Annotated in this window: 25 protein-coding genes; 21 read left to right on the forward strand and 4 right to left on the reverse strand. The window is 65.9% G+C overall.

The window, feature by feature from the left end:
• The 3 genes from dnaA to gyrB all read left to right on the forward strand — a co-directional run bounded on the left by dnaA (position 1) and on the right by gyrB (position 5,118).
• A complete protein-coding gene (gene dnaA, locus H4P35_RS00005) occupies positions 1 to 1,461 on the forward strand; it encodes a chromosomal replication initiator protein DnaA (protein WP_226847632.1) in 1,461 nt (486 codons plus the stop codon).
• Positions 1,462 to 1,463: 2 nt separating this feature from the next.
• Positions 1,464 to 2,573, forward strand: coding sequence for a DNA polymerase III subunit beta (gene dnaN / locus H4P35_RS00010; protein ID WP_056327779.1), 1,110 nt, complete (start codon positions 1,464 to 1,466; stop codon positions 2,571 to 2,573).
• 97 nt (positions 2,574 to 2,670) lie between these two features.
• Complete coding sequence (gene gyrB, locus H4P35_RS00015) at positions 2,671 to 5,118, forward strand: DNA topoisomerase (ATP-hydrolyzing) subunit B (protein ID WP_062839304.1); 2,448 nt, start codon at positions 2,671 to 2,673, stop codon at positions 5,116 to 5,118.
• Positions 5,119 to 5,309: 191 nt separating this feature from the next.
• Here gyrB and H4P35_RS00020 read toward each other — a convergent pair whose 3' ends face one another.
• The gene (locus H4P35_RS00020) at positions 5,310 to 6,242 is read right to left on the reverse strand and encodes a LysR substrate-binding domain-containing protein (RefSeq protein ID WP_226847633.1); all 933 of its coding nucleotides are present in this window, start codon (positions 6,240 to 6,242) and stop codon (positions 5,310 to 5,312) included.
• A 171-nt stretch (positions 6,243 to 6,413) separates the two neighbouring features.
• Here H4P35_RS00020 and H4P35_RS00025 point away from each other — a divergent pair, with 171 nt between their 5' ends.
• From H4P35_RS00025 to H4P35_RS00050, 6 genes are all read left to right on the forward strand, one after another.
• Positions 6,414 to 7,325 (forward strand): amino acid ABC transporter substrate-binding protein, encoded by a 912-nt coding sequence (locus tag H4P35_RS00025; protein ID WP_226847634.1) that lies wholly within the window; start codon positions 6,414 to 6,416, stop codon positions 7,323 to 7,325.
• Positions 7,326 to 7,415: 90 nt separating this feature from the next.
• Positions 7,416 to 8,180 carry an amino acid ABC transporter permease gene (locus H4P35_RS00030; RefSeq protein ID WP_056327648.1) on the forward strand — a complete coding sequence of 255 codons (765 nt, stop codon included), beginning with the start codon at positions 7,416 to 7,418 and terminating at the stop codon, positions 8,178 to 8,180.
• A gap of 1 nt (position 8,181) precedes the next feature.
• Positions 8,182 to 8,871, forward strand: coding sequence for an amino acid ABC transporter permease (locus H4P35_RS00035; RefSeq protein WP_056327649.1), 690 nt, complete (start codon positions 8,182 to 8,184; stop codon positions 8,869 to 8,871).
• 52 nt (positions 8,872 to 8,923) lie between these two features.
• Positions 8,924 to 9,658 carry an amino acid ABC transporter ATP-binding protein gene (locus H4P35_RS00040; RefSeq protein ID WP_056565987.1) on the forward strand — a complete coding sequence of 245 codons (735 nt, stop codon included), beginning with the start codon at positions 8,924 to 8,926 and terminating at the stop codon, positions 9,656 to 9,658.
• 5 nt (positions 9,659 to 9,663) lie between these two features.
• On the forward strand, positions 9,664 to 10,722 hold the full coding sequence (locus H4P35_RS00045; RefSeq protein ID WP_226847635.1) for a low specificity L-threonine aldolase: 1,059 nt from the start codon (positions 9,664 to 9,666) through the stop codon (positions 10,720 to 10,722).
• 40 nt (positions 10,723 to 10,762) lie between these two features.
• Positions 10,763 to 11,671 (forward strand): EamA family transporter, encoded by a 909-nt coding sequence (locus H4P35_RS00050; protein WP_226847636.1) that lies wholly within the window; start codon positions 10,763 to 10,765, stop codon positions 11,669 to 11,671.
• A gap of 70 nt (positions 11,672 to 11,741) precedes the next feature.
• Here the strand turns inward: H4P35_RS00050 and H4P35_RS00055 are convergent, their stop codons facing one another.
• The gene (locus tag H4P35_RS00055) at positions 11,742 to 12,038 is read right to left on the reverse strand and encodes an acylphosphatase (RefSeq protein ID WP_056327653.1); all 297 of its coding nucleotides are present in this window, start codon (positions 12,036 to 12,038) and stop codon (positions 11,742 to 11,744) included.
• Positions 12,039 to 12,202: 164 nt separating this feature from the next.
• On the opposite strand from H4P35_RS00055, the gene H4P35_RS00060 reads away from it, so the two are divergent.
• Entirely contained in the window at positions 12,203 to 13,099 is an 897-nt protein-coding gene (locus tag H4P35_RS00060) for a phytanoyl-CoA dioxygenase family protein (RefSeq protein WP_180099921.1), read from the forward strand.
• Positions 13,100 to 13,226: 127 nt separating this feature from the next.
• Positions 13,227 to 14,390 (forward strand): alpha-hydroxy acid oxidase, encoded by a 1,164-nt coding sequence (locus tag H4P35_RS00065; RefSeq protein WP_056327655.1) that lies wholly within the window; start codon positions 13,227 to 13,229, stop codon positions 14,388 to 14,390.
• A gap of 73 nt (positions 14,391 to 14,463) precedes the next feature.
• Here H4P35_RS00065 and H4P35_RS00070 read toward each other — a convergent pair whose 3' ends face one another.
• The gene (locus tag H4P35_RS00070; RefSeq protein ID WP_128829685.1) at positions 14,464 to 15,306 is read right to left on the reverse strand and encodes an IclR family transcriptional regulator; all 843 of its coding nucleotides are present in this window, start codon (positions 15,304 to 15,306) and stop codon (positions 14,464 to 14,466) included.
• 209 nt (positions 15,307 to 15,515) lie between these two features.
• On the opposite strand from H4P35_RS00070, the gene H4P35_RS00075 reads away from it, so the two are divergent.
• The 9 genes from H4P35_RS00075 to H4P35_RS00115 all read left to right on the forward strand — a co-directional run bounded on the left by H4P35_RS00075 (position 15,516) and on the right by H4P35_RS00115 (position 24,613).
• A complete protein-coding gene (locus H4P35_RS00075) occupies positions 15,516 to 16,589 on the forward strand; it encodes an ABC transporter ATP-binding protein (RefSeq protein WP_152383052.1) in 1,074 nt (357 codons plus the stop codon).
• A 1-nt stretch (position 16,590) separates the two neighbouring features.
• A complete protein-coding gene (locus H4P35_RS00080) occupies positions 16,591 to 17,481 on the forward strand; it encodes an ABC transporter permease (protein ID WP_226847637.1) in 891 nt (296 codons plus the stop codon).
• 19 nt (positions 17,482 to 17,500) lie between these two features.
• Positions 17,501 to 18,295, forward strand: a complete 795-nt coding sequence (locus H4P35_RS00085; RefSeq protein WP_056327659.1) for an ABC transporter permease — start codon at positions 17,501 to 17,503, stop codon at positions 18,293 to 18,295.
• A gap of 37 nt (positions 18,296 to 18,332) precedes the next feature.
• The gene (locus H4P35_RS00090; RefSeq protein WP_142052102.1) at positions 18,333 to 18,674 is read left to right on the forward strand and encodes a (2Fe-2S)-binding protein; all 342 of its coding nucleotides are present in this window, start codon (positions 18,333 to 18,335) and stop codon (positions 18,672 to 18,674) included.
• Positions 18,671 to 20,056: an NAD(P)/FAD-dependent oxidoreductase gene (locus H4P35_RS00095; protein ID WP_226847638.1), complete on the forward strand. Its 1,386-nt coding sequence runs from the start codon at positions 18,671 to 18,673 to the stop codon at positions 20,054 to 20,056. The genes H4P35_RS00090 and H4P35_RS00095 overlap by 4 nt, the downstream gene beginning before the upstream one ends.
• Before the next feature lie 25 nt (positions 20,057 to 20,081).
• The gene (locus H4P35_RS00100) at positions 20,082 to 21,254 is read left to right on the forward strand and encodes an FAD-binding oxidoreductase (protein WP_226847639.1); all 1,173 of its coding nucleotides are present in this window, start codon (positions 20,082 to 20,084) and stop codon (positions 21,252 to 21,254) included.
• The gene (locus tag H4P35_RS00105; RefSeq protein ID WP_056327663.1) at positions 21,251 to 22,321 is read left to right on the forward strand and encodes an ABC transporter substrate-binding protein; all 1,071 of its coding nucleotides are present in this window, start codon (positions 21,251 to 21,253) and stop codon (positions 22,319 to 22,321) included. The genes H4P35_RS00100 and H4P35_RS00105 overlap by 4 nt, the downstream gene beginning before the upstream one ends.
• A gap of 70 nt (positions 22,322 to 22,391) precedes the next feature.
• Positions 22,392 to 23,327, forward strand: a complete 936-nt coding sequence (locus H4P35_RS00110; RefSeq protein ID WP_226847640.1) for a glyoxylate/hydroxypyruvate reductase A — start codon at positions 22,392 to 22,394, stop codon at positions 23,325 to 23,327.
• 452 nt (positions 23,328 to 23,779) lie between these two features.
• Positions 23,780 to 24,613, forward strand: coding sequence for a GyrI-like domain-containing protein (locus H4P35_RS00115; protein ID WP_226847641.1), 834 nt, complete (start codon positions 23,780 to 23,782; stop codon positions 24,611 to 24,613).
• A 16-nt stretch (positions 24,614 to 24,629) separates the two neighbouring features.
• Here H4P35_RS00115 and H4P35_RS00120 read toward each other — a convergent pair whose 3' ends face one another.
• The gene (locus H4P35_RS00120; protein WP_180099905.1) at positions 24,630 to 25,526 is read right to left on the reverse strand and encodes a LysR family transcriptional regulator; all 897 of its coding nucleotides are present in this window, start codon (positions 25,524 to 25,526) and stop codon (positions 24,630 to 24,632) included.
• 159 nt (positions 25,527 to 25,685) lie between these two features.
• Here H4P35_RS00120 and H4P35_RS00125 point away from each other — a divergent pair, with 159 nt between their 5' ends.
• Entirely contained in the window at positions 25,686 to 26,666 is a 981-nt protein-coding gene (locus H4P35_RS00125; RefSeq protein ID WP_062839321.1) for a tripartite tricarboxylate transporter substrate binding protein, read from the forward strand.
• Positions 26,667 to 26,668 lie beyond the last annotated feature (2 nt).

The raw sequence follows: 26,668 nt of genomic DNA on the forward strand, positions 1-26,668 counted from the left end.
ATGAAAGAATTCTGGCAGACCTGCGTCAGTCGTCTTGAGCAGGAACTCCCCCCCCAACAAATCAGCGCGTGGATACGACCGCTGGTCCCGCTTGCGTACGACGAAACGCAGGCGGTGCTGCGCGTTGCCGCGCCCAACCGCTTCAAGCTGGACTGGGTGCGCAAGAACTTTTCCCACCAGATCGAAGCGTTGGCCGCGGAGTGGTTCAAGCGTCCGGTGCAGGTTCTGTTCGAGCTGCCTTCGCACGGCGCCGCGCCGCGCATGCCGGTTGCGCCCGTGCGCGCCCAGCAGCCCGCCCAGCAACCGCACCTGTCCGCTGCTCCTCCCTCCGGCGCCGCGCCGCCTGTGACCGTCACCGTGACGACCGCGTCGCCGGCGCCCGCCACGACCGCGGCTGCGCAGGCCGTGAACGCGGACGCCGCCAACATCGTGTACGAGCGGTCGCGCCTGAACACCGACCTCACGTTCGAGAACTTCGTGACCGGTAAGGCCAACCAGCTCGCGCGCGCCGCCGCGCTGCAGGTCGCTGAAAACCCGGGCACCTCGTACAACCCGCTGTTCCTGTATGGCGGCGTCGGCCTGGGCAAGACCCACCTGATCCACGCCATTGGCAACGCCATGGTCGCGGCGGGCACCGGGGTGCGCGTGCGCTACGTGCACGCGGACCAGTACGTGTCCGACGTGGTGAAGGCCTATCAGCGCAAGGCGTTCGACGACTTCAAACGTTACTACCATTCGCTCGATCTGCTGCTGATCGACGATATCCAGTTCTTCTCCGGCAAGAACCGCACGCAGGAAGAATTCTTCTACGCGTTCGAGGCGATGGTTGCGCAGCGCAAGCAGATCATCATCACCAGCGATACATATCCGAAGGAACTGTCGGGCATCGACAGCCGCCTGATCTCGCGCTTTGACTCGGGCCTGACGGTGGCCATCGAGCCGCCGGAACTGGAGATGCGCGTGGCGATCCTGCTGCGCAAGGCCGAGTCCGAAGGCGTGCCCATGCCCGAGGAAGTGGCGTTCTTCATCGCCAAGCATCTGCGCAGCAACGTGCGCGAACTGGAAGGCGCGCTGCGCAAGGTGCTTGCCTATGCGCGTTTCCACGGCCGCGACGTGCTGACGGTCGATGTCTGCAAGGAAGCGCTGAAGGATCTGCTGTCGGTGTCCAACGGCCAGATCACCGTCGAAAACATCCAGAAGACGGTGGCGGACTTCTACAAGATCAAGGTCGCCGACATGTACTCGAAACGCCGGCCGGCCAATATCGCCTTGCCGCGCCAGGTCGCGATGTATCTGGCCAAGGAGCTGACCCAGAAAAGCCTGCCGGAAATCGGCGATTTATTCGGCGGCCGTGATCACACCACGGTGCTGCACGCCGTTCGCAAGATTTCCGATGCCCGCGCCAAGCAAGCGGAGCTCAACCATACCCTGCACGTGTTGGAACAAACTCTAAAAGGATGAACATGCAACTCGTACAAACCACACGCGATGCATTGCTGAAACCGCTGTCGACTGTGGCGGGCATCGTCGAAAGACGCCATACCCTGCCCATTCTTGCGAACATCCTGATGCGCAAGGAAGGCAACAAGGTTGCCTTCATTGCGACCGACCTGGAAGTGCAGATCACCACGCACGCCGACTTTGGTGTCGGCCAGGACAACGAGTCCACCACGGTGGCCGCGCGCAAGCTGCTGGACATCCTGAAAGCCCTGCCCGATACCGGCGACGTGCGCCTGGCCCTGGCCAGCAACAAGTTGTCGGTGCAGTCCGCCAAGAGCCGCTTTGCGCTGCAGACGCTGGCCGCCAGCGAATTCCCCACCGTCGCTCAGCCCGAGCAGTGGGACGTGTCGCTGACCATGCCGCAGCGCACCCTGCGCCACCTGTTCAACATGGTGCATTTCGCCATGGCCCAGCAGGACATCCGCTACTACCTGAATGGCATGCTGCTGGTGTTTGAACCGGGCCGCGTGCGCGCCGTGGCCACCGACGGCCACCGCCTGGCGCATTGCTCGACCGAAGCCGACGGCATCGCCGAGCGCCACGAAGTCATCGTGCCGCGCAAGACCGTGCTGGAAATGCAGCGTTTGCTGGAAGACTCCGACGAGACCGTCTCCATCGACGTGGCGCCGGGCCAGATCCGTTTCCGTTTTGGCGACGTCGAGCTGGTGTCCAAGCTGGTCGAAGGCAAGTTCCCCGATTTCACGCGCGTGATTCCCACGAACTACACGCGCCATTTCCTCGTCGGCCGCGAAGCGCTTCAGGGCAGCCTGCAGCGCGCCGCCATCCTGACCACGGACAAGTTCAAGGGCGTGCGCCTGCAACTGGCGCAGAACCAGATGAAGATCTCGTCCTCGAACGCCGAGCAGGAAGAGGCGCAGGAAGAAATCGACATCGACTACAGCCATGAAGCGCTGGACGTGGGCTTTAACGTCGGCTACCTGCTCGACGTGCTGTCCAACGTGAAGGTCGACAACATCCAGTGGTCGGTCATGCCCGATGCCAACGCGTCGGCGCTCATCACCCTGCCCGAAGACGACCAGTTCAAGTACGTCGTCATGCCCATGCGGATCTGATCCGCACTCCCCCCGTGGGTTTGTGCCGCTTGCGGACCGGTTGGTCCGCGGGCGGTCCGGCCGCCAGGCCGTTCTTTAAAGCGTTATCGATACAGACATGTCAGATCAGCAGAACACCACTCCCGAGACCAGCGGCTACGGCGCTGACTCGATCAAGATGCTCAAGGGGCTGGAGGCCGTGCGCAAGCGCCCCGGCATGTACATCGGCGACACGTCCGACGGCACGGGCCTGCACCACATGGTGTTTGAGGTCGTCGATAACGCCATCGACGAAGCCCTGGCCGGCTATTGCGACGACATCGTCGTAACCATCCACACCGACAATTCCATTTCCGTCACGGACAATGGCCGCGGCATCCCGACCGATATCCACAAGGACGACGAATTCCACCGCAGCGCGGCCGAAATCGTCATGACCGAACTGCACGCCGGCGGCAAGTTCGACCAGAACTCGTACAAGGTGTCCGGCGGCCTGCACGGCGTGGGCGTGTCCTGCGTGAACGCGCTGTCCGAATGGCTGCGTCTCACCATCCGCCGCAACGGCCAGGTGCACCAGATGGAATTCCGCCAGGGCGAGCGTGTGGCGCCCCTGGCCGTGACCGGCACGACCGACAAGCGCGGCACCGAAGTGCGCTTCTTGGCCGATCCGATCATCTTCAACAACATCGAATACCACTACGAGATCCTCTCCAAGCGCCTGCGCGAGCTCTCGTTCCTGAACAACGGCGTCAAGATCCGCCTGATCGACCAGCGCCAGGGCAAGGAAGAGAACTTCGCCTTCTCGGGCGGCGTGAAGGGTTTCGTCGAATACATCAACCGCGCCAAGACCGTGCTGCATCCGAACGTGTTTTCGGTCAGCACCGAGTCCGCGGCCGGCGGCGTGTCTGTGGGCGTAGAAGTGGCGATGCAGTGGAACGACAGCTACAGCGAAAGCGTGCTGTGCTTCACGAACAACATCCCGCAGCGCGACGGCGGTTCGCACCTGACTGGCCTGCGCGCCGCGATGACGCGCATCATCAACAAGTACATCACCGACAACGAACTGGCCAAGAAGGCCAAGGTCGAGACGTCCGGCGACGACATGCGCGAAGGCCTGGCCTGCGTGCTGTCGGTGAAGGTGCCCGAGCCCAAGTTCAGCAGCCAGACCAAGGACAAGCTGGTGTCCAGCGAAGTGCGTCCGGCCGTTGAAGAAGCCGTGGCCCGCACGCTGGAAACCTGGCTGCTCGAACACCCGAACGACGCCAAGGCCCTGTGCAACAAGATCGTCGAGGCCGCCCGTGCCCGCGAAGCCGCGCGCAAGGCGCGCGAGATGACGCGCCGCAAGAGCGTGCTGGAAGGCGCCGGCCTGCCCGGCAAACTGGCCGACTGCCAGGAAAAGGACCCCGCGCTGTGCGAGCTGTACATCGTCGAGGGCGACTCCGCAGGCGGCTCGGCCAAGCAAGGCCGCGACCGCAAGTTCCAGGCCATCCTGCCGCTGCGCGGCAAGGTGCTGAACGTCGAGAAGGCGCGCTTTGACCGCCTGATCGCCAGCGAACAGATCGCCACGCTGATCACGGCGCTGGGCACCAGCATCGGCCCGGACTTCAACGTGGACAAGCTGCGCTACCACCGCCTCATCATCATGACCGACGCGGACGTGGACGGCGCGCACATCCGCACCCTGCTGCTCACGCTGCTGTACCGCCAGATGCCCGAGTTGGTGCAGCGCGGCTATGTGTACATCGCCCAGCCGCCGCTCTACAAGGTCAAGGTTGGCCGCGAAGAGCGCTATCTGAAGGATGACCAGGAAGAAGCGCAGTTCATGCTGACGCTCGCCCTGAAGGACGCCGAGATCATCTCGGGCGGCAACATCATCCGCGGCGAAGAGCTGAACGACCTGGCCCGCCAGTACGTGGCGGCCGACGGCGTCATCGCCCGTCTGTCGCGCGTCTTCGACGTGGGCGCGCTGTCGGCCATGGCCGAAGGCGTGGAGATCAACCTGGACACGGCCGAGTCCGCCGCCGACTCCGCCAAGCGGTTGGCCGACGCCATGCGCGATCCCATCAACGGCAACGGCGTCGAAGTCGTACCGCAGTTCGACGAGGCCACCGAACGCCATCGCCTGTCCGTGCAGCGCATGCATCACGGCAACGTGCGCGTCAGCATCATCGATGCCGACTTCATCAATGGCTCGGATTACGCCATCCTGTCCAAGGCCGCCAAGAGCTTCCTGGGCAAGGTCGGTCCGCGCTCGCTGGCCGCTCGCGGCGAAGGCGACAAGCGCAAGGAGCAGCCGGTGTCCGACTTCCGCGAGGCCATGCAATGGCTGCGCAGCGAAGCCGACCGCAGCATCTCCAAGCAGCGCTACAAGGGTCTGGGTGAAATGAACCCCGAGCAGCTGTGGGAAACCACGATGGACCCGAAGGTGCGCCGCTTGCTGCGCGTGCAGATCGAGGACGCCATCGCGGCCGACGAAGTCTTCACCACGCTGATGGGCGACGACGTCGAACCGCGCCGCAACTTCATCGAAACGCACGCGCTGTCGGCGGGCAACATCGACGCCTGATCGCACGCCTGCTTGGTCACCGAAGGCCAGCCCGAGAGGGCTGGCCTTTGGTTTTGTGGGCCCGGGAGTTTTTCGGACTTGCCGCAACGGAGTCTGACATCCTGGGGAGACCGTCGTTGGTTTGCGGCAGTGCCTCAGCGGGTGTCAGACACCTGGCTTACCTGGCCCTGGCGTCCCGCCGTAGCGCCCTTCTACCTGGGCAGCCGCGCCTTCAGGTCTCCCATTTCCTCCAGCATGAGCTGATGCGCGTAGCGTGAAAATACGCTGACCAGCCGTGTGCGCGTGTGATACGGCGGATATAGCAGCGCCACCGTGACCGGCACTGCCGGGCTGAAGGGCCGGACTTCCACGCCGTTGGCTTCGTATTCCTCGCGTGCGGCCAACGGGTTGATCAGCGCCACGCCCAGGCCCGCGCCCACCAGCGCGCAGACCGACGAACCCAGTCCGGCCTCGGCCACCGTGTGGCGTTCGACCTTGGCGGACTTGAAGACGGCGTCGATCTTTTCTCGCAGCGGCGTGCCGCTGGGAAACGCGATGAAGGGCTCGCCCGCGAAGTCGGCGGGCTTGAGCTTTTTCAGTTTGGCCAGGCGGTGTCCGCGCGGCAGCACGGCCACGCAGCTCATCGTGAGGACGGGTTCGACCTGGATGCCGGGGGTTTCGCCCGACAGCATGGCCAGGCCGGTGTCGCAGAAGCCCGAACTGATCCAGTTGTGGACCGTGCTGGCGTTGCCCGAGTGGATCGCCACCATGACTTCCGGGTACTCGGTCTTGAAGGCGGCCACGATGCGCGCCAAGAGGCCGCCCGCCAGGCGCGGCATGGCGGCCACGCTCAGGCGGCTGGCGCTGAACGAGCGGATGCTGGCCGCCGCCGACTCCAGGCCGGCCAGGCCGATGAAGGTCTTTTCCACCTCCTGAAAGAAGCGCGACCCGTCCTGGGTTGGACTGAGCCGGCTGCCGTTGCGGTCGAAAAGGGGAAACTGGGTAATGGCTTCCAATTGCGCAATTAAGCGGCTAACGTGCGGCTGCGAGGTATGCACTCGACGGGCTGCTGCCGTCATGGAACCGGTCATCATGACGGCGCGGAACGCCTCGATGTGTCGCAAGCCCATCCGGGGAATGGCCATGTCAAATCCGTATAGAGGAATACTTGATTGGAACTGGATAAAACCATACTGCTAGTTGATACTTTTTGCCAGCCGCGGGGCTCATCGCGGGACGCGGCGGTCACCAGCAAGCCTGGATCCGCCGATCGTGAACATAAACACGCGCCGCACGCACGGCGCCAAGGGAATCAGATGAAAGCACTTGCCGCGATCTCCGTCGCCGCCACCCTTCTGGGCAGCGCCGCGACGGCTCATGCCGAAGGTCCCAGCCGTCTGGACAAGATCCGGGAAACCGGCGTCATCACGCTCGGCCACCCCGAGACGTCGGTGCCGTTCGCGTACCTGGACGGCAATCAGAAGCCCATTGGCTACACGGTCGAGATCTGCCAGGAAGTCGCCAAGTACGTGCAAGCGGCGCTGAAGCTGCCCAAGCTGGAAGTGCGCTACAACCCGACGACGTCGGCCACGCGCATCCCGCTGCTGGCCAACGGCACGATCGATCTGGAATGCGGCAACACCACCAACAACGAAGCGCGCCACAAGCTGGTGTCGTTCGCGCCCACGACCTTCGTGGCGCAAGTGGTGCTGGTGGCGCGCAAGGATGGCGGCGTGGACCCCAATGACCTGTCCTCGTTCCGCGGCAAGACCATCGCGGCGCAGGCCGGCGGCCAGACGTTCAAGCTGATCTCGCAACTGAATGCGCAGGGCAACCTGGGCATTTCGATGGCGCCCACCAAGGACACCGCCGAAACCATCCTGATGGTGGAATCGGGCCGCGCGGCCGGTTCGGCCAACGACGACGGCATCGCCTACGGCGCGGTCGCGTCGTCCAAGAACCCGGATGCGTTCGTGATCGGCAAGAAGGGCCTGGAAATGGCGCCCTACGGCATCATGGAGCCCAAGGACGATCCGAAGTTCAAGAAGGTCGTTGACGACGCCGTGATCGATCTCATGAAGACCGGCAAGATCGCCGCGCTGTACGACAAGTACTTCAATTCGCCGATCCCGCCCAAGCAGATCAACCTGAAGTACCCCATGAGCGACGCGCTCAAGCGCGCGTTGGCCAACCCCACCGACTCGGGCGATCCCAAAGCCTACGAGTAAGCAGCATGCCGCGGGGCGCAGCGCGCGCCCGCGGCGCATGAAGGGGCAAGGACGCCGGCAGCGACCGGCGCCGCGATCAAGGGCGAGGGCATGAATTACAACTGGAGTTGGAGCGTCTTCCTGGAGATGTCGCCGGACGGCGTGCATACCTTCCTGGAGACGATCCTGATCGGCGTGGGCTGGACGCTTGCGCTGGCGTTGACGGCGTGGGTGTTTTCGCTGCTGCTGGGATCCTGGCTGGGTGTAATGCGCACGGTGCAGTCCCGTCTGATGAACGCCATCGGCGCTACCTACGTGGAACTGTTTCGCAACGTCCCGCTGCTGGTTCAGATGTTCCTGTGGTATTTCGTGCTGCCCGAATTGCTGCCGCATGCATGGGGCCTGGCGATGAAGCAGATGCCGCAGCCGTGGGGGCAGTTCGTGCCTGCGGTGCTGTGCCTGGGTTTTTACGGGTCGGCGCGCGTGGCCGAGCAATTGCGCGCCGGCATCCAGTCGCTGCCGCGCGGCCAGTTTCAGGCGGGGACCGCGCTGGGCCTGACCGAGGCGCAGGTCTATCGCCACATCATCCTGCCCGAGGCCTATCGCATCGTGCTGCCGCCGCTGACCTCGGAGTTCATGGGCACGATCAAGTATTCGTCAGTGGCGCTGACCATTGGCCTGCTGGAGCTCACCGGACAGGCGCGCTCGATGGCGGAATTCAGCTTCCACATTTTCGAGGCGTTTTCGGCCGCGACCGTGATCTACCTGATTCTGAACGGCATCGTCGTGCTGGGAATGCGTACGCTCGAGCGCCGCGTGGCGGTGCCCGGCCTGATCGGCACGGCGGCAAAGTCGCCTGCGGGATTGGGGCGCTAGCATGGGCAAGTTCGATTTCGATGTGATCTGGGGCGCGCTGCCGTACCTGTTCCAGACCGGCATGACGTTCACGCTGACCCTGACCGTGCTGGCGGCGGTGATGGGGCTGGCGCTGGGCACGCTTCTGGCGATGATGCGGCTGTCGCGCTACAAGATCCTGTCGGTGCCGGCGGGCATCTACGTGAACGTGATGCGGTCCATCCCGCTTCTCTTGGTGATCTTCTGGTTCTACTTCCTGATGCCGTACATCGCGGCATGGGTCGTGGGATCGCCCACGCCGCTGCGTGTGGGGGCGTTCAATTCGGCGGTGATCACGTTCACGCTGTTCGAGGCCGCGTACTTCTGCGAGATCATGCGCGCCGGCATCCAGTCCATTGCACGCGGCCAGGTGTCGGCCAGCATGGCGCTGGGCCTGAACCACTGGCAGGGCATGCGGTATGTGGTGCTGCCGCAGGCGCTGCGCAACATGGTGCCGGCGCTGCTCACGCGCGTCATCATCCTGTTTCAGGACACCTCGCTGGTCTACGTGCTGTCGCTGACCGACTTTCTGGGCGCGGCGTCCAAGATCGGCCAGCGCGACGGACGGCTGGTCGAACTCTATCTCTTCGTGGCGGTGGTGTATTTCGTGATTTGCTTCACGGCATCGCGTCTGGTCAAGCATCTGGAAAAGCGCACGCGCGTGCTGCGCTGAGCCGTCCAGGTTATCCACAGGTTCAACGATGCAACTCTCTTCCAATCCTCCGATGATCGAGATCCGCCAGGTCAGCAAGTGGTACGGCGACTTCCAGGTGCTGGACGATTGCTCGACCACGGTGCGCCGCGGCGAGGTCGTGGTGGTGTGCGGTCCGTCGGGATCGGGCAAGTCGACGCTCATCAAGACCGTGAACGCGCTCGAGCCCTTCCAGAAGGGCGAAATCGTGGTCAACGGCGTGTCCGTGGGCGATCCGCGCACCAACCTGCCCAAGCTGCGCGCCGTGGCCGGCATGGTGTTCCAGCACTTCGAGCTGTTCCCGCACCTGTCGGTGACCGAAAACCTGTGCCTGGGCCAGATCAAGGTGCTCAAGCGCGGCAAGGACGAAGCGCGCCAGCGTGCGCTGGCCCTGCTCGAGCGCGTGGGCCTGTCGGCGCACAAGGACAAGCATCCTGGCGAACTGTCGGGCGGCCAGCAGCAGCGCGTGGCGATTGCGCGCGCGCTGTCGATGGACCCGGTCGTGATGCTGTTTGACGAACCCACGTCGGCGCTGGACCCGGAGATGGTCAACGAGGTGCTGGACGTGATGACCGACCTGGCGGGCGAAGGCATGACCATGATGGTGGTGACCCACGAGATGGGATTCGCGCGCCGCGTCGCCGACCGTGTGATCTTCATGGACGGCGGCAAGATCGTCGAGGACTGCCAGAAGGAGCAGTTCTTCGGCAACGTCGAGGAACGTGCCCCGCGCACGCGCCAGTTTCTTTCCAAAATTCTGCAGCACTGAACGCCATGACCCAGCGGACCCTCGCCGAACCTCCTCCACCGCCCGTCGACCTGCGCAGCGACACGGTCACCCACCCGACCGCGGCCATGTACGAGCGGATGCGCACCGCCCCCATCGGCGATGACGGCCTGGACGGCGACCCCACCGTGCGCGAGCTGGAAGCCTGTGTGGCGGCCAGCCTGGGCAAGGAAGCGGGCCTGTTCGTGCCGAGCTGCACGATGGCCAACCTGCTGGCCGTGCTGGCGCAGACGCAGCGCAGCGAGCAGGTGGCGCTGGAATCGACCGCCCACATGTACACGTCCGAACGCGGCGCGGCCACGTTCACGGGACTGTTCTATCAAGGTGTTCCGGGCACCGCGGGCGCGATGGACCTGAACCGGCTCGAGGACGCCCTGCTGACCGGCGGGCACCGGCTCAAGACCGCGCTGGTGGCGATGGAGACGTCCCACAACAATGCGGGCGGCACCGTGCTGCCGCTGGACCACATGCAGGCTGTGTACGGCATGGCGCGTGCGGGCGGCGTGCCGGTGCACCTGGACGGGGCGCGGCTGTTCAACGCGGCCGTGGCGCTGGGCGTGCCGGCCAGCGAGATCACCCGCCACACCGATACGGTGTCGCTGTGTTTGTCCAAGGGCCTGAGCGCGCCGGTGGGCGCGGTGCTGGCCGGCAGCCAGGCGGTGGTGGCCAAGGCGCGCTCGCTGCGTCGCATGCTGGGCGGCACGCAGCGCCAATCCGGCATCATGGCCGCCGCGGGCCTGGAGGGCGTGCAGCACATGAGCGGCCGGCTGGCCGAAGACCACGTGCGGGCGCGCCGCCTGAGCGACGGCATCAACAAGCTGGCCCCGGCGCTGACGGCGACGGTGCCGCAAACCAACATCGTGCAGGTCGAGACCGCGGATACCGGCATGACCAACGCGCAGTGGGTCTCGGCCCTGCAGGCGCAAGGTGTGCTGACGCGCCCCTGGGGCCGCACGCGGCTGCGTTGCGTCACGCACCGGCACATCGGCGATGCCGATATCGATGCGGCCGTCCAGGCGTTTGCCGCGGTGCTGCACGCGCGCTGATTCAGCCGGCTTTGGGGTGGGCGATGCGATAATGCTCCGCATGTCCACCCCCACTCATCTTTCCCGAAAAGACTATTTCTGCGCCTTGGCGGTGGTGGTCATCTGGGGCCTGAATTTCGTCGTCATGAAGGTCGGCATGCGGGGCCTGTCTCCCATGATGCTGGGCGCGTTGCGATTCGCGCTGGCGGCCTTCCCCCTGATCCTTTTCGTGCGCATGCCGCGGCTGCCGTGGCACTGGGTCGCGGCCTACGGGCTGGTCCAGGGGCTGGGCCAGTTTGGCCTGCTCTTTACCGCATTGAACTTCGGCATGCCCGCCGGCATGGCCTCGCTCGTCATCCAGACCCAGGCGTTCTTCACGCTGCTGCTGGCCGCGCCGGTCCTGCATGAACGGGCGCGGCGGCATCACTGGTTCGGTCTTGGCGTGGCGGCGATGGGTCTGGCCGTCATTGCCGGGGGGCGCGGCGAAGGGCCCGGGCAGATGACGATGCTGGGCTTTGTGCTGACGCTAGGCGCCGCGTTCATGTGGGCGGTGTCGAACATGATCGTTCGGCTGGCCAGCCGCAAGGCGCCCGGCTACGACCCCTTCGCATTCATTGCCTGGAGCAGCGCCGCGCCGGTGCTGCCCTTCCTGGCGCTGGCCGTGCTGATCGACGGCTGGAAGCCGGTGGTGGGCATGGTGACCGGCATCGGCTGGGGCGAGGCGCTATCGGTGCTGTACCTGGCGGTGCTGGCGACCCTGCTGGCCTACACGTTGTGGACGCAGCTGCTGTCGCGCCACCCCGCCGCAAAGGTTGCGCCGTTCTCGCTGCTGGTGCCGGTGGTGGGGCTGTGGGCCGCGTCCATGGCCTTCGGCGAGCGCCTGCAACCGCTGCAATGGCTGGGCGCTGCATGCGTGCTGGCCGGGCTGGTCATCAACCAGGTCGGCGGACGCTGGATGCGCTCGCGCTGACACCGTCAGCCCTTGCGGCGTGGCCGCCTCGTCCGGCCGGATTACATCGTGCCGGCTAGGGCGGCGCTGTTCAAAGTTGTTCGAAGCGGATGTAACGCTTATCGGTGTACTCCCGTCGCGTGATGATTTCCTGCACGGACGCGCCGGGCGGACCGCGCCGCAGCCATTCCAGCATATGGTCCACCTGGTCGGGCGTGCCCTGAACCAGCGCCTCGACCGTGCCGTCCAGCATGTTCTGCACCCAACCCTTCGCGCCCAGCATGTGGGCGCGCCGCACCGTCGCGTGACGGTAGCCCACGCCTTGGACCGTGCCGCTGACGGTGACGTGGACGGTTTCGATATGGGAATCGGCCTTAGGGTCTTGCATGGTTTTTCCTTCGGATGATGCGCCGCCACGCACGAGATACGTAGGCGGAATCGGCTACAGCGGATGGTCTATAGGCCCGGCGGGCTTCGAAGCGATACGTTAGAGCACATGTCAAAACGTGCCAGCTTAGAAATACCCATTACCGAGAGCTTGGAGAAGCCATTATGGAAGAGACCAGTTTGTTGTCGGATGCCGAGACAGCGCGCTACAGGGATCAGGGCTACCTGGCCTTGAAGGACATGTGCCCTCAGGATGAGGTCGGCTACATCCGCAGGACGCTGCTGGACTTGTTCGCGAACAAGACGGGTTACAACGAGGGCGCGCAGTATGACTTCGTCAGCCGCGACGACCCGACCAAGCCCGCCAAGTTTCCCAGTCTGCATGATCCGCGCCATTATGCCCCGGGCCTGTTGAAGACGGTTTACCACGAACGCACGCTGGAACTGGCGCGGCAGCTGCTGGGCCCGCAGGCGGCGCTCTATGGCGAGCACGCGTTGCTCAAGCCGGGTCCGCACGGACCAGAGACGCCGTGGCATCAAGACGAAGCGTTCCGTTCGCCGGACTTCGTCTACAACGAATTGAGCATCTGGCTGGCGCTGCAGCCGGCCACCATCGAGAACGGTTGCATGCAGTTCCTGCCGGGTTCGAACAAATGGGACGTGCTGGAGCACCGTTCGCCGGGGGGCGACAAGAGCCTGCATCCGCTGGAATGCTGCGGCGATTTTCCGCGTGAACAGGCCGTGGCCGAGCCGCTCGATCCGGGCGGCATCACGGTGCACGACGCGCGCACGCTGCACTTCACGGGGCCCAACACCTCGCAGACGCCGCGGCTGGCGTACATCCTGATCTACAACACGCCGCCGGTCTATAAGCCGGGGCGCCGCGAATTCCCATGGCTGGAGGGCCGCTGGACCGACAGCCAGACGCGCAAGAAGCAATGGCACAAGCGTGGCGGGCTGGCGGTGGACGTGATGCGCCGGTTGCCGGGCGCGCGGCTGACCAGCCCGCGCTGGGTCGCATGGGCGACCATCCGCGCGGTCACCAAGGTGTGGCCGCGCTAAGGCTGGGCGTGCAGGGACCGTAGAGTCTTTGCGCAGGGGGGCGAACGGGGCCGGCAAGCGACGCTTGCCGGCCTCGGCGCGTATACTGGGCGGCGCTGGCGCCCCCCTATCACTCCACAGACACCCCATGACCGCTAACCTTTCTACGATCACCTGCATCGAAGATTTGCGCGTCGTCGCGCAGAAGCGCGTGCCGCGCATGTTCTATGACTACGCCGATTCCGGCGCCTGGACAGAAGGCACCTACCGCGCAAATGAAAGCGACTTTCACAAGATCAAGCTGCGCCAGCGCGTGGCGGTGAACATGGAAGGCCGGTCGCTGCGCACCACGATGGTGGGCCAGGATGTGGTGATGCCGCTGGCGATTTCTCCCACCGGCCTGACCGGCATGCAGCACGCCGACGGCGAGATCCTGGCTGCCAAGGCCGCCGCCGATTTCGGCGTGCCCTTCACGCTGTCCACGATGAGCATCTGCTCGCTGGAAGACGTGGCGCAGGCCACCGGCAAGCCGTTCTGGTTCCAGCTGTACGTGATGCGCGACCGCGAGTTCGTGGGCAACCTGATCGACCGCGCCAAGGCCGCCGGCTGCTCGGCGCTGGTGCTGACGCTGGACCTGCAGATCCTGGGCCAGCGCCACAAGGACATCAAGAACGGCCTGTCGACGCCGCCCAAGCCCACGCTGCGCAACCTCATCAACCTGGCGACCAAGCCGCGCTGGTGCATGGGCATGCTGGGTACCAAGCGCCGCACCTTCGGCAACATCGTCGGCCACGCCAAGGGCGTGAGCGACCTGTCGTCGCTGTCGTCCTGGACGGCCGAGCAATTCGATCCACGCCTGAGCTGGGACGACGTGGAATGGATCAAGCAGCGTTGGGGCGGCAAGCTCATCATCAAGGGCATTCTTGATGTCGAAGACGCGCAACTTGCCGCCAACAGCGGCGCCGACGCGCTCATCGTCAGCAATCACGGCGGACGCCAGCTGGACGGCGCCATGTCGTCCATCGCGGCCTTGCCTGCCATTGCCGATGCCGTGGGTTCGAAGATCGAGGTGTGGATGGACGGCGGCATCCGCTCCGGCCAGGACATCCTGAAGGCGGTGGCCCTGGGCGCGCGCGGCACGATGATCGGCCGCGCCTTCCTGTATGGCCTGGGCGCGTATGGCCAGGCCGGCGTGACCCGCGTGCTGGAGATCCTGTACAAGGAAATGGATACGACGATGGCGCTGTGCGGCCGCCGTACGATCGAGCCGGGCGACCGCAGCATCCTGCTGCCGGGCACGTACCCGACCTGATTGCAGACGCGCATGACAAAAACCCGGACCGCCAGCGTGTCCGGGTTTTTTTATGCGCCGATGCCAGCGCTGGCTACGCCCCGTTGCCGGTGCCCAGAAACTGGCTGGGCCGGCGCAGCGCCGGATCGAAGGGATTGATCTGCGCCCCTACCGCGTCGGCCTCGCGCCGCAGCATTTCCACGATCAGCGGCAGGCGTTCATCGCTGATGCGTTCGATGGGCGCCGCCACGCTCAGCGCCGCGACCGTGACGCCGTTGGGATCGTAGACCGGCACCGCCAGCCCCGCGATGTTGGGAAACACGCCCTGCCCCTGGCTGCGCGCGTAGCGCAGTTCCAGGCATTCCTTGATGCGCACGCGCATCGAGATCTCGTCCACGAAGCCCAGATGATGCAGGCGCGGAATGTTAAAGCGCATGACCTCTTCGCGCTCGGCCTCGGGCAGGCTGGCCAGCAGCACCAGGCCGCCCTGTCCCATGCCCAGCGGCACGCGCCCGCCGATGTCGCCCGTGTGCGAGCGCACCGGAAATGCGCCATCCACGCGGTCGACGCAGACGGCGTCAAAGCCGCTGCGCACCAGCAGAAAAATGGTGTCGTTGAGCATGCCGGACAGCCGCAGCATGGCGGGACGGTACAGGGTGCGCAGGCTGGACTGGTGGGTGCCGGCGGCCGCGGCCAGCGAAAAGAAGGCGACGCTGAGCTGATACCCCTTGCTTTGCGCCGGCTGCTCCACCACGCCCTCCTGCATGAGCCCTTGCAGCACCCGATGCACCGTGGCCTGCGCCTGTCCCGTGCGTGCGGCGATATCCGTCAGGCGCAGCTTTTCGCCCTTGGCGTCGGCCAGCACGCGCAGCACCGCGAACGCCCGCTGCAGCACGCCCTGACCTGCGGAATCCTCCGAAGCCTCTGATTTCTTCATTCTTCAGTTCCGGTAATCAAAATAGTCAGGTGTATTTTTATCAAGAAATTCAGTCTAATGGAATTATTAGATAAAAAATTCGATTCTTCGGAAAACCCTAATTGCCCCGCATTTTTGAGGCTCCTAGACTGCCCCATCGATCAAGCAGCTGGGGTGAAGTCAGATCCCCCCGGCGGCGCAAGGCCCGGATGGGTCACGGGGTGTGGAACATGGCATTTCTGCGGCTGGACAACGTCTCCAAGAACTATGGCGACCTGCGTGTCGTCTCGGACCTGAACCTGTCGGTCGACAAGGGCGAGTTCGTCTCCCTGCTTGGCCCCTCCGGTTGCGGCAAGACCACCACGCTGCAGATGATTGCCGGTTTTGCCGACGTGACCTGCGGCACCATCACGCTGGACGGGCGCGACATCACGCACGCCAAGCCCAACACGCGCGGCCTGGGCATCGTCTTCCAGAGCTACGCGCTGTTTCCGCACCTGACCGTGACCGACAACGTCGCCTTCGGCCTGAAGATGCGCAAGGTCGAACGCGCCGAGCGCCAGGACCGCGTGCGCGAGGCGCTGGCGCTGGTCAAGCTGGACAAGCATGCGGACCGGTTCCCGCGCGAACTGTCGGGCGGCCAGCGGCAACGCGTGGCGCTGGCGCGCGCGCTGGTGATCCGCCCGCCCGTGCTGCTGCTGGACGAGCCGCTGTCCAACCTGGACGCAAAGCTGCGCGAAGACATGCAGTTCGAACTGCGCAGCATCCAGCGCAAGATCGGCACCACGACCGTCATGGTCACGCACGATCAGGCCGAAGCCCTGTCCATCAGCGATCGCGTCGTGGTCATGCAGGACGGCCGCGCCACGCAGGTGGACGCGCCGTATCGCATGTACGAGCACCCGCAAACCGAGTTCATCTCGCGCTTCGTGGGCAAGACCAATCTGCTCGCCGGGCGCGTGACGCGCTGCGGCGCGCGGGCAGAAGTCCAGACCGGCGCGTTGAGTCTCCTGGTCGACGGCGAAGGCCTGCGCCACGGCGATAGCGTGCAGTTGTCGCTGCGGCCCGAAAAGCTGGTGCCGGTGCCGTCCGGGCAAGGCAAGCTTGCCTGTGTGGTCAACACGCGCTACTTCCTGGGCAGCCAGTGGATGTACGACCTGGATTCGCCCGTGGGGGCGCTGACCATCCTGACGCCCAACGACGGCCGCCGTCCGCACGACGACGGCGAAGCCATCGGGCTGGACTGGGCGGACGGCGTGCTGCGCGTGCTGCGCGCGCCCGCCGCGGCGGTGGCGGCGGACTGACATGGCGACGCTCACGCAACGCGGCGCTGCCGCCAGCCAGCCCAAGCCGCGCAACGACGGCCTGCTCGCCATCCTGGGATCGATCCCGCTGGCGCTCGTGTTCCTCACGCTGGTGCTCACGCCGCTGGCGCTGACGTTCGCCTTGTCCTTCCGGCCGTTCGATTACGCCGCGGGCATCCAGCCGGGCCACACGTTCGAGCACTACCTGGCCGTGGTCACGGACAGCTATTTCATCGAGATCTTCTGGCGCACCTTCTGGATCGCCGGCGTCACCACGCTGATCTGCGTGCTGATCGGCGCGCCCGAAGCCTACATCCTCTCGCGCATGGGCAAGCCCTGGCGCTCGATCTTCCTGCTGGTGGTGCTGTCGCCGTTGCTGATCTCGCTGGTGGTGCGCGCGTTCGGCTGGAGCATGCTGCTGGGCCCGGGCGGACCGCTGGGCAAGGCGGCCGCCGCGTTGGGACTGGGAACGCTGCTGTACACGCCCACCGCCGTCATCATCGGCCTGGTGCACGTCATGCTGCCCTTCATGGTGATCCCCGTCTGGACGTCGCTGCAGAAGCTGGACCCCACCGTCGAGCATGCGGCGCTGTCGCTGAACGCCTCGCGCTTTCAGACGCTCACGCGCATCGTGCTGCCGCAGGCCATGCCGGGCATCCTGTCGGGCAGCCTCATCGTCTTCGGCCTGTCGGCCAGCTCGTTTGCGATTCCCGCGCTGCTGGGCGGACGTCGCCTGAAGATGGTGGCGACCGTCGTGTACGACGAATTCCTGACCGAGCTGAACTGGCCGCTGGGCGCGGCCATCGCGATCGTGCTGCTGATCGTGAACGTGATCGTCATGATGGCGTACAACCGCGTCGTCGAACGCTCTTACCGCCGCAGCCTGGGCTGAGCCGCGCAAGGAATCGAACATGCAGAAGAACGGTCCTTTCGCGCTGGCGTTCAATTTCCTGGTGGTGGCTTTTGTGCTGGCGCCGCTGGTCATCGTGTGCCTGGTGGCGTTCACGCCGGACTCGACGCTTACCGTGCCCACCACAAGCTTCTCGCTGCGCTGGTTTTACGCGGTATTCGAGCATCCCAACTTCATGCAGGCATTCAAGAACAGCCTGTGGCTCGCGTTCCTGTCGGCCAGCATTGCCGTGTGCCTGGCCGTGCCCGCGGCCATCGCCATCACGCGCTACCGCTTTCCGGGGCGCGACGTGCTCAACGGCCTGTTCCTGTCGCCGCTCATGATCCCGCACCTGGTGCTGGGCGTGGCGCTGTTGCGTTTCTTTGCTCTGATGGGCATGGCCGGCAGCTTTCCGTGGCTGGTCGCCAGCCACGTGGTCGTCATCACGCCTTACGTGATGCGCCTGGTGATCGGCGCGCTGGTGGGCTTTGACCGGTCCATCGAGCATGCCGCGCTGTCGCTGGGCGCCAGCCGCGCCACGGTGTTCTTTACGGTGACCCTGCCGCTCATCATTCCCGGGGTATCCGGCGGCTGGCTGCTGGCGTTCATCAACAGCTTCGACGAACTGACCATGTCGGTGTTCATCACCGCGCCATCGACCATCACGCTGCCCGTTCGCATGTACATGTATGCCACCGAATCCATCGATCCCATGATGGCCGCCGTGTCCGCGCTGGTGATTGCGCTGACGGCCGTGACCATGCTGCTGCTGGACCGGGTGTACGGACTGGACCGCGTCCTGGTGGGCCAAAAATGAAATCGCTGCCGACAGCCGCAAAGGAGCCGCGCGCGCCATGGCAATCCTGAAACGCCTGGCCGAAACCGGCCGGCCCGCGTTGACCTTCACGTTCGACGGACAGCCCTGCACGGCGCTTGCCGGCGACACGGTCCTGACCGCCGTCCTGACGCAGGGCGAGCGCCTGCGCGTCTCGGAATTCGGGGGCGGGCCGCGCGCCGGCTTCTGCATGATGGGCGCCTGCCAGGACTGCTGGGTGCAGCTTGAAAACGGCGAGCGCGTGCGCGCCTGTTCCACGTATATCGAGCCCGGCATGCGGCTGCAGAGCGCCGCGCTGGCGCCGGCAGCCGCGCCGGGAACCCTGTCGGCCGCCGCCTGGCCCGAGGACGACACGCCATGACCGCCGTGATGCCCGTGATCGTCGGCGCGGGGCCGGCCGGCATCCGCGCGGCCCAGACGCTGGCCGCGCAAGGCCTGCGGCCCGTGATCCTGGACGAAGGCCTGCGGCCCGGCGGCCAGATCTACCGGCAGCCGCCGCCCGGCTTCTCGCGGCCCAAATCCGCGCTGTACGGCTTCGAACACCGCAAGGCCGACGCCGTGCACCGGACCATGCAGGCGTTGCAGGGCAGCGTGGAATACCGCCCCGGCTGTCTCGTCTGGAACGCCGAGGGCAGGACGCTGGACGTGCTGCGCGACGGCGTCAGCACCACCGTGCCCTACACCCACCTCATCCTTGCCACCGGCGCCACCGACCGCGTGCTGCCGTTTCCCGGCTGGCTGACGCCCGGCGTCTACACGCTGGGCGGATCGCAGGTGGCGCTCAAGCACCAGGGATGCGGCATCGGTTCGCGCGTCGCGTTCATGGGCACCGGCCCCCTGCTGTATCTGGTGGCCTATCAGTACGCCAAGGCGGGCGCGCAAGTCGCAGCCGTCCTGGACACGTCCCGCTTTGCCGACCGCGCTGCCGCGCTGCCCGGCATGCTGCGCGCGCCCGCGTTGCTGGCCAAGGGCCTTTACTACATGGCGTGGCTGCGCGCACACGGCGTGCCGCTGCGCAGCGGCGTGCGGCCCGTGGCCGTCGCGGGCACGGACCGCGTCACGGGTCTGTCGTACCGGCAGGGCGCACGCACCCACACGCTGGACTGCGATGCGGTGGGCTTTGGCCTGTCGCTGCGGCCCGAAACCCAGCTTGCCAGCCTGATCGGCTGCGACTTTGAATTCAACGAACGTGACCGCAACTGGATCCCGCGGCGCGATGCCGCTGGCCGCAGCAGCGTGGCGGGCGTCTACGTCGCCGGCGATGGCGCAGGCATCGGCGGCGCCGACGCCGCCGAACTGGCGGGCGAACGCGCGGCGCTGGCGCTGCTTGAAGACACCGGGCATCCGCACGACGCGCGCCGCGCGCGCGTGCTGGAATCGCAACTGACGGCCAACGGCCGCGTGCGCGACGCGCTTGAACGCGCCTTCCCGTTCCCAGAGGACTGGGCCGCCGGCATCGCCGACGACACCGTCGTCTGCCGCTGCGAGGAAGTCACCGCCGGCGCCATCCGCCAGGCCGTGCACGAGAACGGCGTGCGGGAGATGAATCGCCTGAAAGCGCTGACGCGCGTGGGCATGGGCCGTTGCCAGGGCCGCATGTGCGGCGTTGCCGGCGCGGAAGTCCTGGCCCACGCCGTGGGCTGCGCGCCGCGCGCCATGGGCCGGCTGCGCAACCAGCCGCCGGTCAAACCCATCCCGGTCAACGTGGTGTGCCTGGAACGGCCCGCGAAAAGGGCTGCATGATGGAAGTCCGCATGATGGAGGCCGCATGACGGAACGCATCGACACCGAAGTCGCGATCATCGGCGGCGGCATCGTTGGCGGCAGCGCCGCGCTGTTCCTGCGCCGCCAGGGCGTGCCCGTGGTGCTGCTGGAAGCGGCGCTGTGCGGCGCCAAGGCCAGCGGCGTCAACTACGGCGGCGTGCGGCGGCAGGGCCGCGGCGTTGAACAGCTGCCGCTCGCGCGGCGCGCGCACGAACTGTGGGGCAAGCTGCCCGAGCTGATCGGCATCGACGGCGAGTACGTGCGCTCCGGACATTTGAAGCTTGCCTGCAGCGACGCCGACCTGGCGTTGCTGCAGGCCTATCGCGACAGCACGCGCGGCTTTGGCATGGATCTTCAAATCCTGGACCGCCGCGCGCTGGCGCGGCGCTTCGGCTGGCTGGGCCAGGGCGTGGTGGGCGGCTCGTTCTGCCCGCAGGACGGCCACGCCAACCCTCGGCTCGTGTCCCCGGCGTTTGGCCGTGCCGCGGCCGCGCTGGGCGCCGACGTGCGCGAAGGCGTGCGCGTCACATCAGCCACGCACGACGGCACGCGTTTCATCGTGCGCGCTGGCGACACACTGGAAGTGCGCGCGCGCGTGCTGCTCAATTGCGCGGGCGCCTGGGCCGGCCGCTTCGCCGAAGGCTTTGGCGAACCCGTGCCCGAAACCTCCATTCATCCCTTGATGATGGTGACCGAACCCCTGCCGCTGTTCATGAACGTCAGCCTGGGCATGCAGGGCGGCGGCATCTACGCGCGCCAGGTCGCGCGCGGGAACTGCGTCATCGGCGGCGGGCGCGGCGTCTCGGCAGACCCTGACTATGCCCGCCCGGGGCGCGACAACCTTGGCGCGCTGATGGCCAATGCGGCAACGCTACTGCCCGTGCTGCGCGGCGCGCAGGTCATCCGCTTCTGGACGGGGGTGGAAGGCAACATGCCCGACCACAATCCCGTGCTCGGACCCAGCGCCATCGTGCCCGGTCTCTTTCATGCCTTCGGCCTGTCCGGCGCGGGCTTTCAGATTGGCCCGGCCGTCGGCGAAGTCCTGTCCGAACTGGTCGTGCACGGCCGATCCTCCATTCCCATCGATGCCTTCCGCATTGAACGGTACGCGCCCGCCGCTCACGGCGCCGCGGCCCGGCCTGAGAGTCTTCGTGAGCAAACGCTGGAGTCACCATGATGCACAAGAAACAGGGCGCGCAGCGCCTGACCAAGGGGAAGCGCCTGTTGGGCGCGGCGGTGCTGGCATTGCTGTCCGCCGGCGCAATGGCGCAGCAAAAGACGTTGTACGTCGGCATGAACGGCGGCGACATGGAACGCGCCTTCACGCAGCACGTGTTCCCTGACTTCGAGAAGGCCAACAACGTCAAGATCGTCGTCGTGCCCGGCACCTCGACCGACGTGCTCGCCAAGGCGCAGGCCTACAAGGACAACCCGCAGATGCACGTCATGTTCCTGGATGACGGCATCATGGCCCGCGCGATCTCGATGGGCCTGTGCGAACAGCTCAACGACGACCCCGTCCTGAAAGAGCTGTATCCCACCGCCCTGATGAAAGACCGCATGGCCGCCGGCATCGACATCGGCATGACCGGCCTGGGCTACAACACCCGCCTCTTCCAGAAGAACGGCTGGACGCCGCCGACCTCGTGGCTGGACCTGGCCGATCCCAAGTACAAGGGCAAGGTCGTCTTCCAGTCTGCTTCCGGCAGCACCTTCGGCCTGCACGGCTTCCTGATGTTCAACCGCATCGAAGGCGGCAACGACCAGAACTACGAGCCCGGTTTCAAGAAGTGGCCCTCCACCATAGGCCCCAACGTGCTCGAGTACATCCCCAACTCCGCCAAGCTGGCCGAGATGATCCAGTCCGACGAGGCCGCCATCTTCCCGCTCACCCCCACCGCCATCGCCCGCCTGAAAAAGCGCGACATCCCGGTGGAATACGCCCAGCCCAAGGAAGGCTCCGTCATCCTCATGGTCGGCGAATGCGTCATCGCCAAGAACAGCGAACCCGAACTCGCGCAAAAGCTCGCGCTGTACCTCTTGTCCGCCAAGGCCCAGGCCAAGGCGCTGGAAATGGGCGGCCACTTCCCGTCCAACAAGAACGTCCAGGCGTCCGCCGACAACGCCGAGACGCTCAAGCGCTTCCAAGGCTACATGGCCAACGCTAAGATCCTGGACTGGGACCAGATCAACGCGGCCCGGCCCGCCTTCAACGCCCGCTGGAACCGCACGGTCGAACGTTGAGGCCAACGCGCGGCGTCCTGTGGACAACCCGCAGGCGCGCCGCGCCGGCCTTCCACCAGCAAGGACACGCATGCGCCTCATCATCAATTCCGGCGGCCCCCAGGCGACAGAAGAATGGCGCGCGCATTTCCGCGCGTTCGCGCCGGAACTGGACGTTGTCGGCTGGCACGAAGACCCCGACCCCGCCACCATCGACTACGCCCTCGTCTGGGCCCCCGACGCCGGCCGCCTGGCCACCTTCCCCAACCTGAAACTCATCATCAGCGCCGGCGCCGGCGTCGACCACATCCTCGCCGACCCCGCCCTGCCGCGCCACCTGCGCATCGCACGCATGGTCACCGCGCGCACGCAGACCGAAATGGCCGAGTACGTGCTCACCAGCGCCCTCATGATCACGCGCAACGTCAAACGCATCACCGACAACCAGGCCCGCCGCCACTGGGAATTCTTCGACTCCCTGCGCGTCGCCGCCGACGTGCGCGTCGGCATCATGGGCCTCGGCCACCTTGGCATCGCCTCAGCCCAACTCCTGTCCGGCGCAGGCTTTCCCGTCAGCGGCTGGTCGCGCGGCGCCAGCAAGCTACCCGGCATGCCGTCCTACGCAAGCCAGGACCAGTTCGCCGACTTCCTCGCCAACACCGACCTCCTCGTCTGCCTCCTGCCCGCCACCGAAACGACGCGCGGCATCCTCAACCGCACGACGCTGTCCCAGCTCCCAAAAGGCGCCAGCCTCATCAACGCCGGCCGCGGCACCCACATGGTCACCGAGGACATCCTGGATGCGCTGAACAGCGGCCATCTGGACCAGGCGATCCTGGACGTCTTCGAGCAGGAACCCTTGCCCGAAGACTCCCCACTGTGGACGCACCCAAGAATCACCATCACGCCCCACTGCGCGGCGATCCCCGACCGCAAGGAGCGCGCGCGCCACACCGCGCTGCTGATCGCAGCCAACGAGCGCGGCGAGGCGCTTCCCAACATCTACGACCCTCAGCGCGGCTACTGACACTGCGCAGCCCACAGCAATCCAGAGCGAAGCGCGCAGCGCCAACGCGTGCCGCAAGACACTGCGTAAGCGCCACCAGGCCGCCCGCGCGGCCGCCGTGGAGCGGGCACCGCAAGATCTTCCATCCCAAGCACCGCCCGAGCATAAAAACGCCAAGTACCCCGCCCGCCCCAGCGATGCGGATACTCGAACTAACAGAGCACGGTGTGGCGGCGGCCTTGGGGCGCGGGGCGTGTAGATGCGCCCGAGGGAATCTGAAGGGAGCCGAAGGCGGACGAAGATGACGAAGGGGCAGTCCGGAGCGAAGGCTCCGGACCGCAATCGTAGCCCCGCGCCCCAAGGCCGCCGCCGCGCCGTGCGTCTAAAGAACCGAACCGGCGCAACCCAGAGAAAAAAACCGCAAAATCTGCAAACCCCCAAACGCTAAATTGCCCCTACCAAGGAGCAACCCATTGAAACCCGCAACGCGATCCCTCTACGCCCAACGCCTGGACCCCGTCCTACGCTGGCTAGCCGCCAACCCAGACGCCCCGCCAGACCTGCACCACCTGGCCGACCTGGCCTGCCTATCCCCTTATCACTTCCACCGCGTCTACCGCGCCATGATGGGAGAAACGGTCAACGCCACCGTCCAGCGCATCCGCATGCACCGCGCGGCTGCCGCCCTGGCCGGCTCCGAAACCCCATTGAGAGACATCGCCCAACGCGCCGGCTACGAATCCGACGCCGCCTTCAACCGCGCCTTCGGCGCCCTCTTCGGCACCCCGCCGGGCCGGTATCGCGCCGCCCGCTCCCAGTCTTCCACCCCCAAGGAGCTGACCATGTACCCCGTCGTCATCGAGAACTTCCCTGGAACCACCCTGGCCGTCCTGCCCCATCGCGGCAGCTACCAGGACATCGGCCCCGTCTTCTCAAGGGCCTTCATGCTCGCCATCGGCCGCGGCATCGCCACCCCCGACACCATCGGCTACGGCATCTATTTCGATGACCCCGAGCAGGTCCCCGAAAGCCAGTTGCGATCGCTTGCCGGCATGCCCGTCGCGCCCGATGCCGACATCGGCCAGGAACTCGAACGCTTCGAAATTCCCGCCGGCCGCTGCGCCATCCTCACGTACACCGGCCCCTACAACGAAATGCGCAAGCCCTACGACTGGCTCTTTGCCGAATGGCTTCCGTCCAGCGGCATGGCCCCCGCGGATTTCCCCATGTTCGAGCAATACCTGAACGACCCGCGCACCACCCCGCCCGCGCAATTGCAGACCCGCATCTGCCTGCCGCTGCAATAGCAGACAGCGCCTCCCGCTACCCGAGCACGCCTGCCAGATATTGCCGCAGCCAGGCGTGCGCCGGATCGTCCTGATAGCGCTCGTGCCAGTACAACGACACCGCAATGGGCGGCAACGTCAGCGGCACCTTCTGCGTCACGATGCGCGCGCTGCCCGACATCGCCTTCGCAATGCTCACCGGCATCGTCGCGATCAGGTCAGATCCCTCCACGATGAACGGACACACCAGATAGCTGGACAGCGTCGCCACGATCTTGCGGCTGCGGTTCTGGCCCATCAGGATGCGATCGATCGCCGTGCTGAAGTAGCGCGTGTGCGCGGCCAGATCCAGATGTCCGTAGCTCAGGTAGGCGTCCAGGTTCCAGCGCTTGCGCAAACACGGATGTCCTTCGCGCACGATGCACACCGCCGGCTCCTGGTACAGAAAGCGCGTGCGCAGATCCGGCGCCGGGTCCGGAAAATAGCCCGCGATCAGCTCCACATGATTGGTGTCCAGCATGCTCAGCCCGTGCTGCGGCCGCGCCGGCACGATCTGCAACTGGAAGTGCGGCGCGTCCACCGCAAGCCGCGGAATCAGCTTGGGCAGCAGCGTGTACTGCACATAATCGGTCGCATACAGCGACAGCGTGCGCGACGAATGCGCCGGGTCGAACGCCTCGCGGGTGCGCGTCGCGCGATGCCAGCCCTCCAATAGGGGCTTGAAATGCTGGTGCAGTTCCAGCGCCCGCAGCGTCGGCTGCCACGCGCCGCCCTCGCGCACCAGCAGCGGATCGCCGAACAACTGGCGCAGCCGGTTCATTGCCGCGCTCATGGCCGGCTGGCTGATGTTCATCGCCTCGGCCGCGCGCGACACGTTTCTGCATGCCATCAACGCATCGAAGTGCAGAAGCAGATTCAGGTCCGGATTCTTCATCGCTGCGCGTCCATAAATGGCATCTATACAAATATAAACCTGTAGGACTGCTGTCATCGCGGCGCCGGGCCTAGCATGACTTCGTTGTTGCAGCGAACCAAGGTCGGACACGCATGATCCGGCCATAAGGAAGTTCTATCAACAAGGGGAAACCAAGCCATGAAAACAGGGCTACTTCGCAGTTGCTGTCGCATTGCCGCCGGCGTCGCGCTCTTTGCCGCCGCCGGAACCGCCAGCGCCGCCTGGCCTGACAAGGTCATCCGCATCGTCGTGCCGTTCGCGGCCGGTGGCTCCACCGACCTGGTGGCGCGCAAGATCGCCGAAGGACTGAGCCAGCGCCTGGGCGCCAACGTCATCGTCGAAAACCGGCCCGGCGCGGGCGGCACCGTCGGCACCGAGTACGTCGCGCGCCAACCCGCCGACGGCTACACCATCCTGATGGGATCGGTCAGCACGCACGGCAGCGCGCCCTGCGTCTATTCCAAGCTGCCGTACGACGCGGTCAAGGACTTCACGCCGCTGACGGTCGTGGCCACGATCCCCAACGTCATGTCGGTGAACCAGTCCGTCCCCGCCAACAACCTGCAGGAGTTTGTGGCCCTGCTGAAGAAAGAGCCCGAGAAGTATTCCTTCGCCTCCAACGGCCAAGGCACGTCCAACCACCTGGCCGCCGAACTCTTCAAGTCCACCGCCGGGGTGTCGATGGTGCATGTGCCTTACCGCGGCTCCGGCCCCGCGCTCATCGACCTGGTGGGCGGACAGATCAACATGATGATGGACGTCGTGATGACGTCGTACCCCTACATCAAGGACGGCAAGATCAAGGCGCTGGCGGTGACCTCGCCGCAGCGCTCGGCCATGTTGCCCGACGTGCCCACCGTCGCCGAGTCCGGCTACCCCGGTTACGAGGCCATGGTGTGGTTCGGCATGCTGGCGCCCGCCAACATGCCCGAACCCTTGCGCACCAAGCTGACCGACGGCCTGGTGCAGACCCTGCACGCGCCCGCCATGAAGACCTATCTCGAGCAGCAGGGCGCTCAGGTGTCGGATGTTGCGGGCCCGGCGTTCGGCTCGATGATCAAGGACGAAATCAGCAAGTGGTGCCAGGTGGTGAAGAAAGCCGGCATTCGTCTGGACTGACC

The organism is Achromobacter sp. 77, from assembly GCF_020541125.1.
GTDB classification, from domain to species: Bacteria; Pseudomonadota; Gammaproteobacteria; order Burkholderiales; family Burkholderiaceae_B; genus Achromobacter; species Achromobacter mucicolens.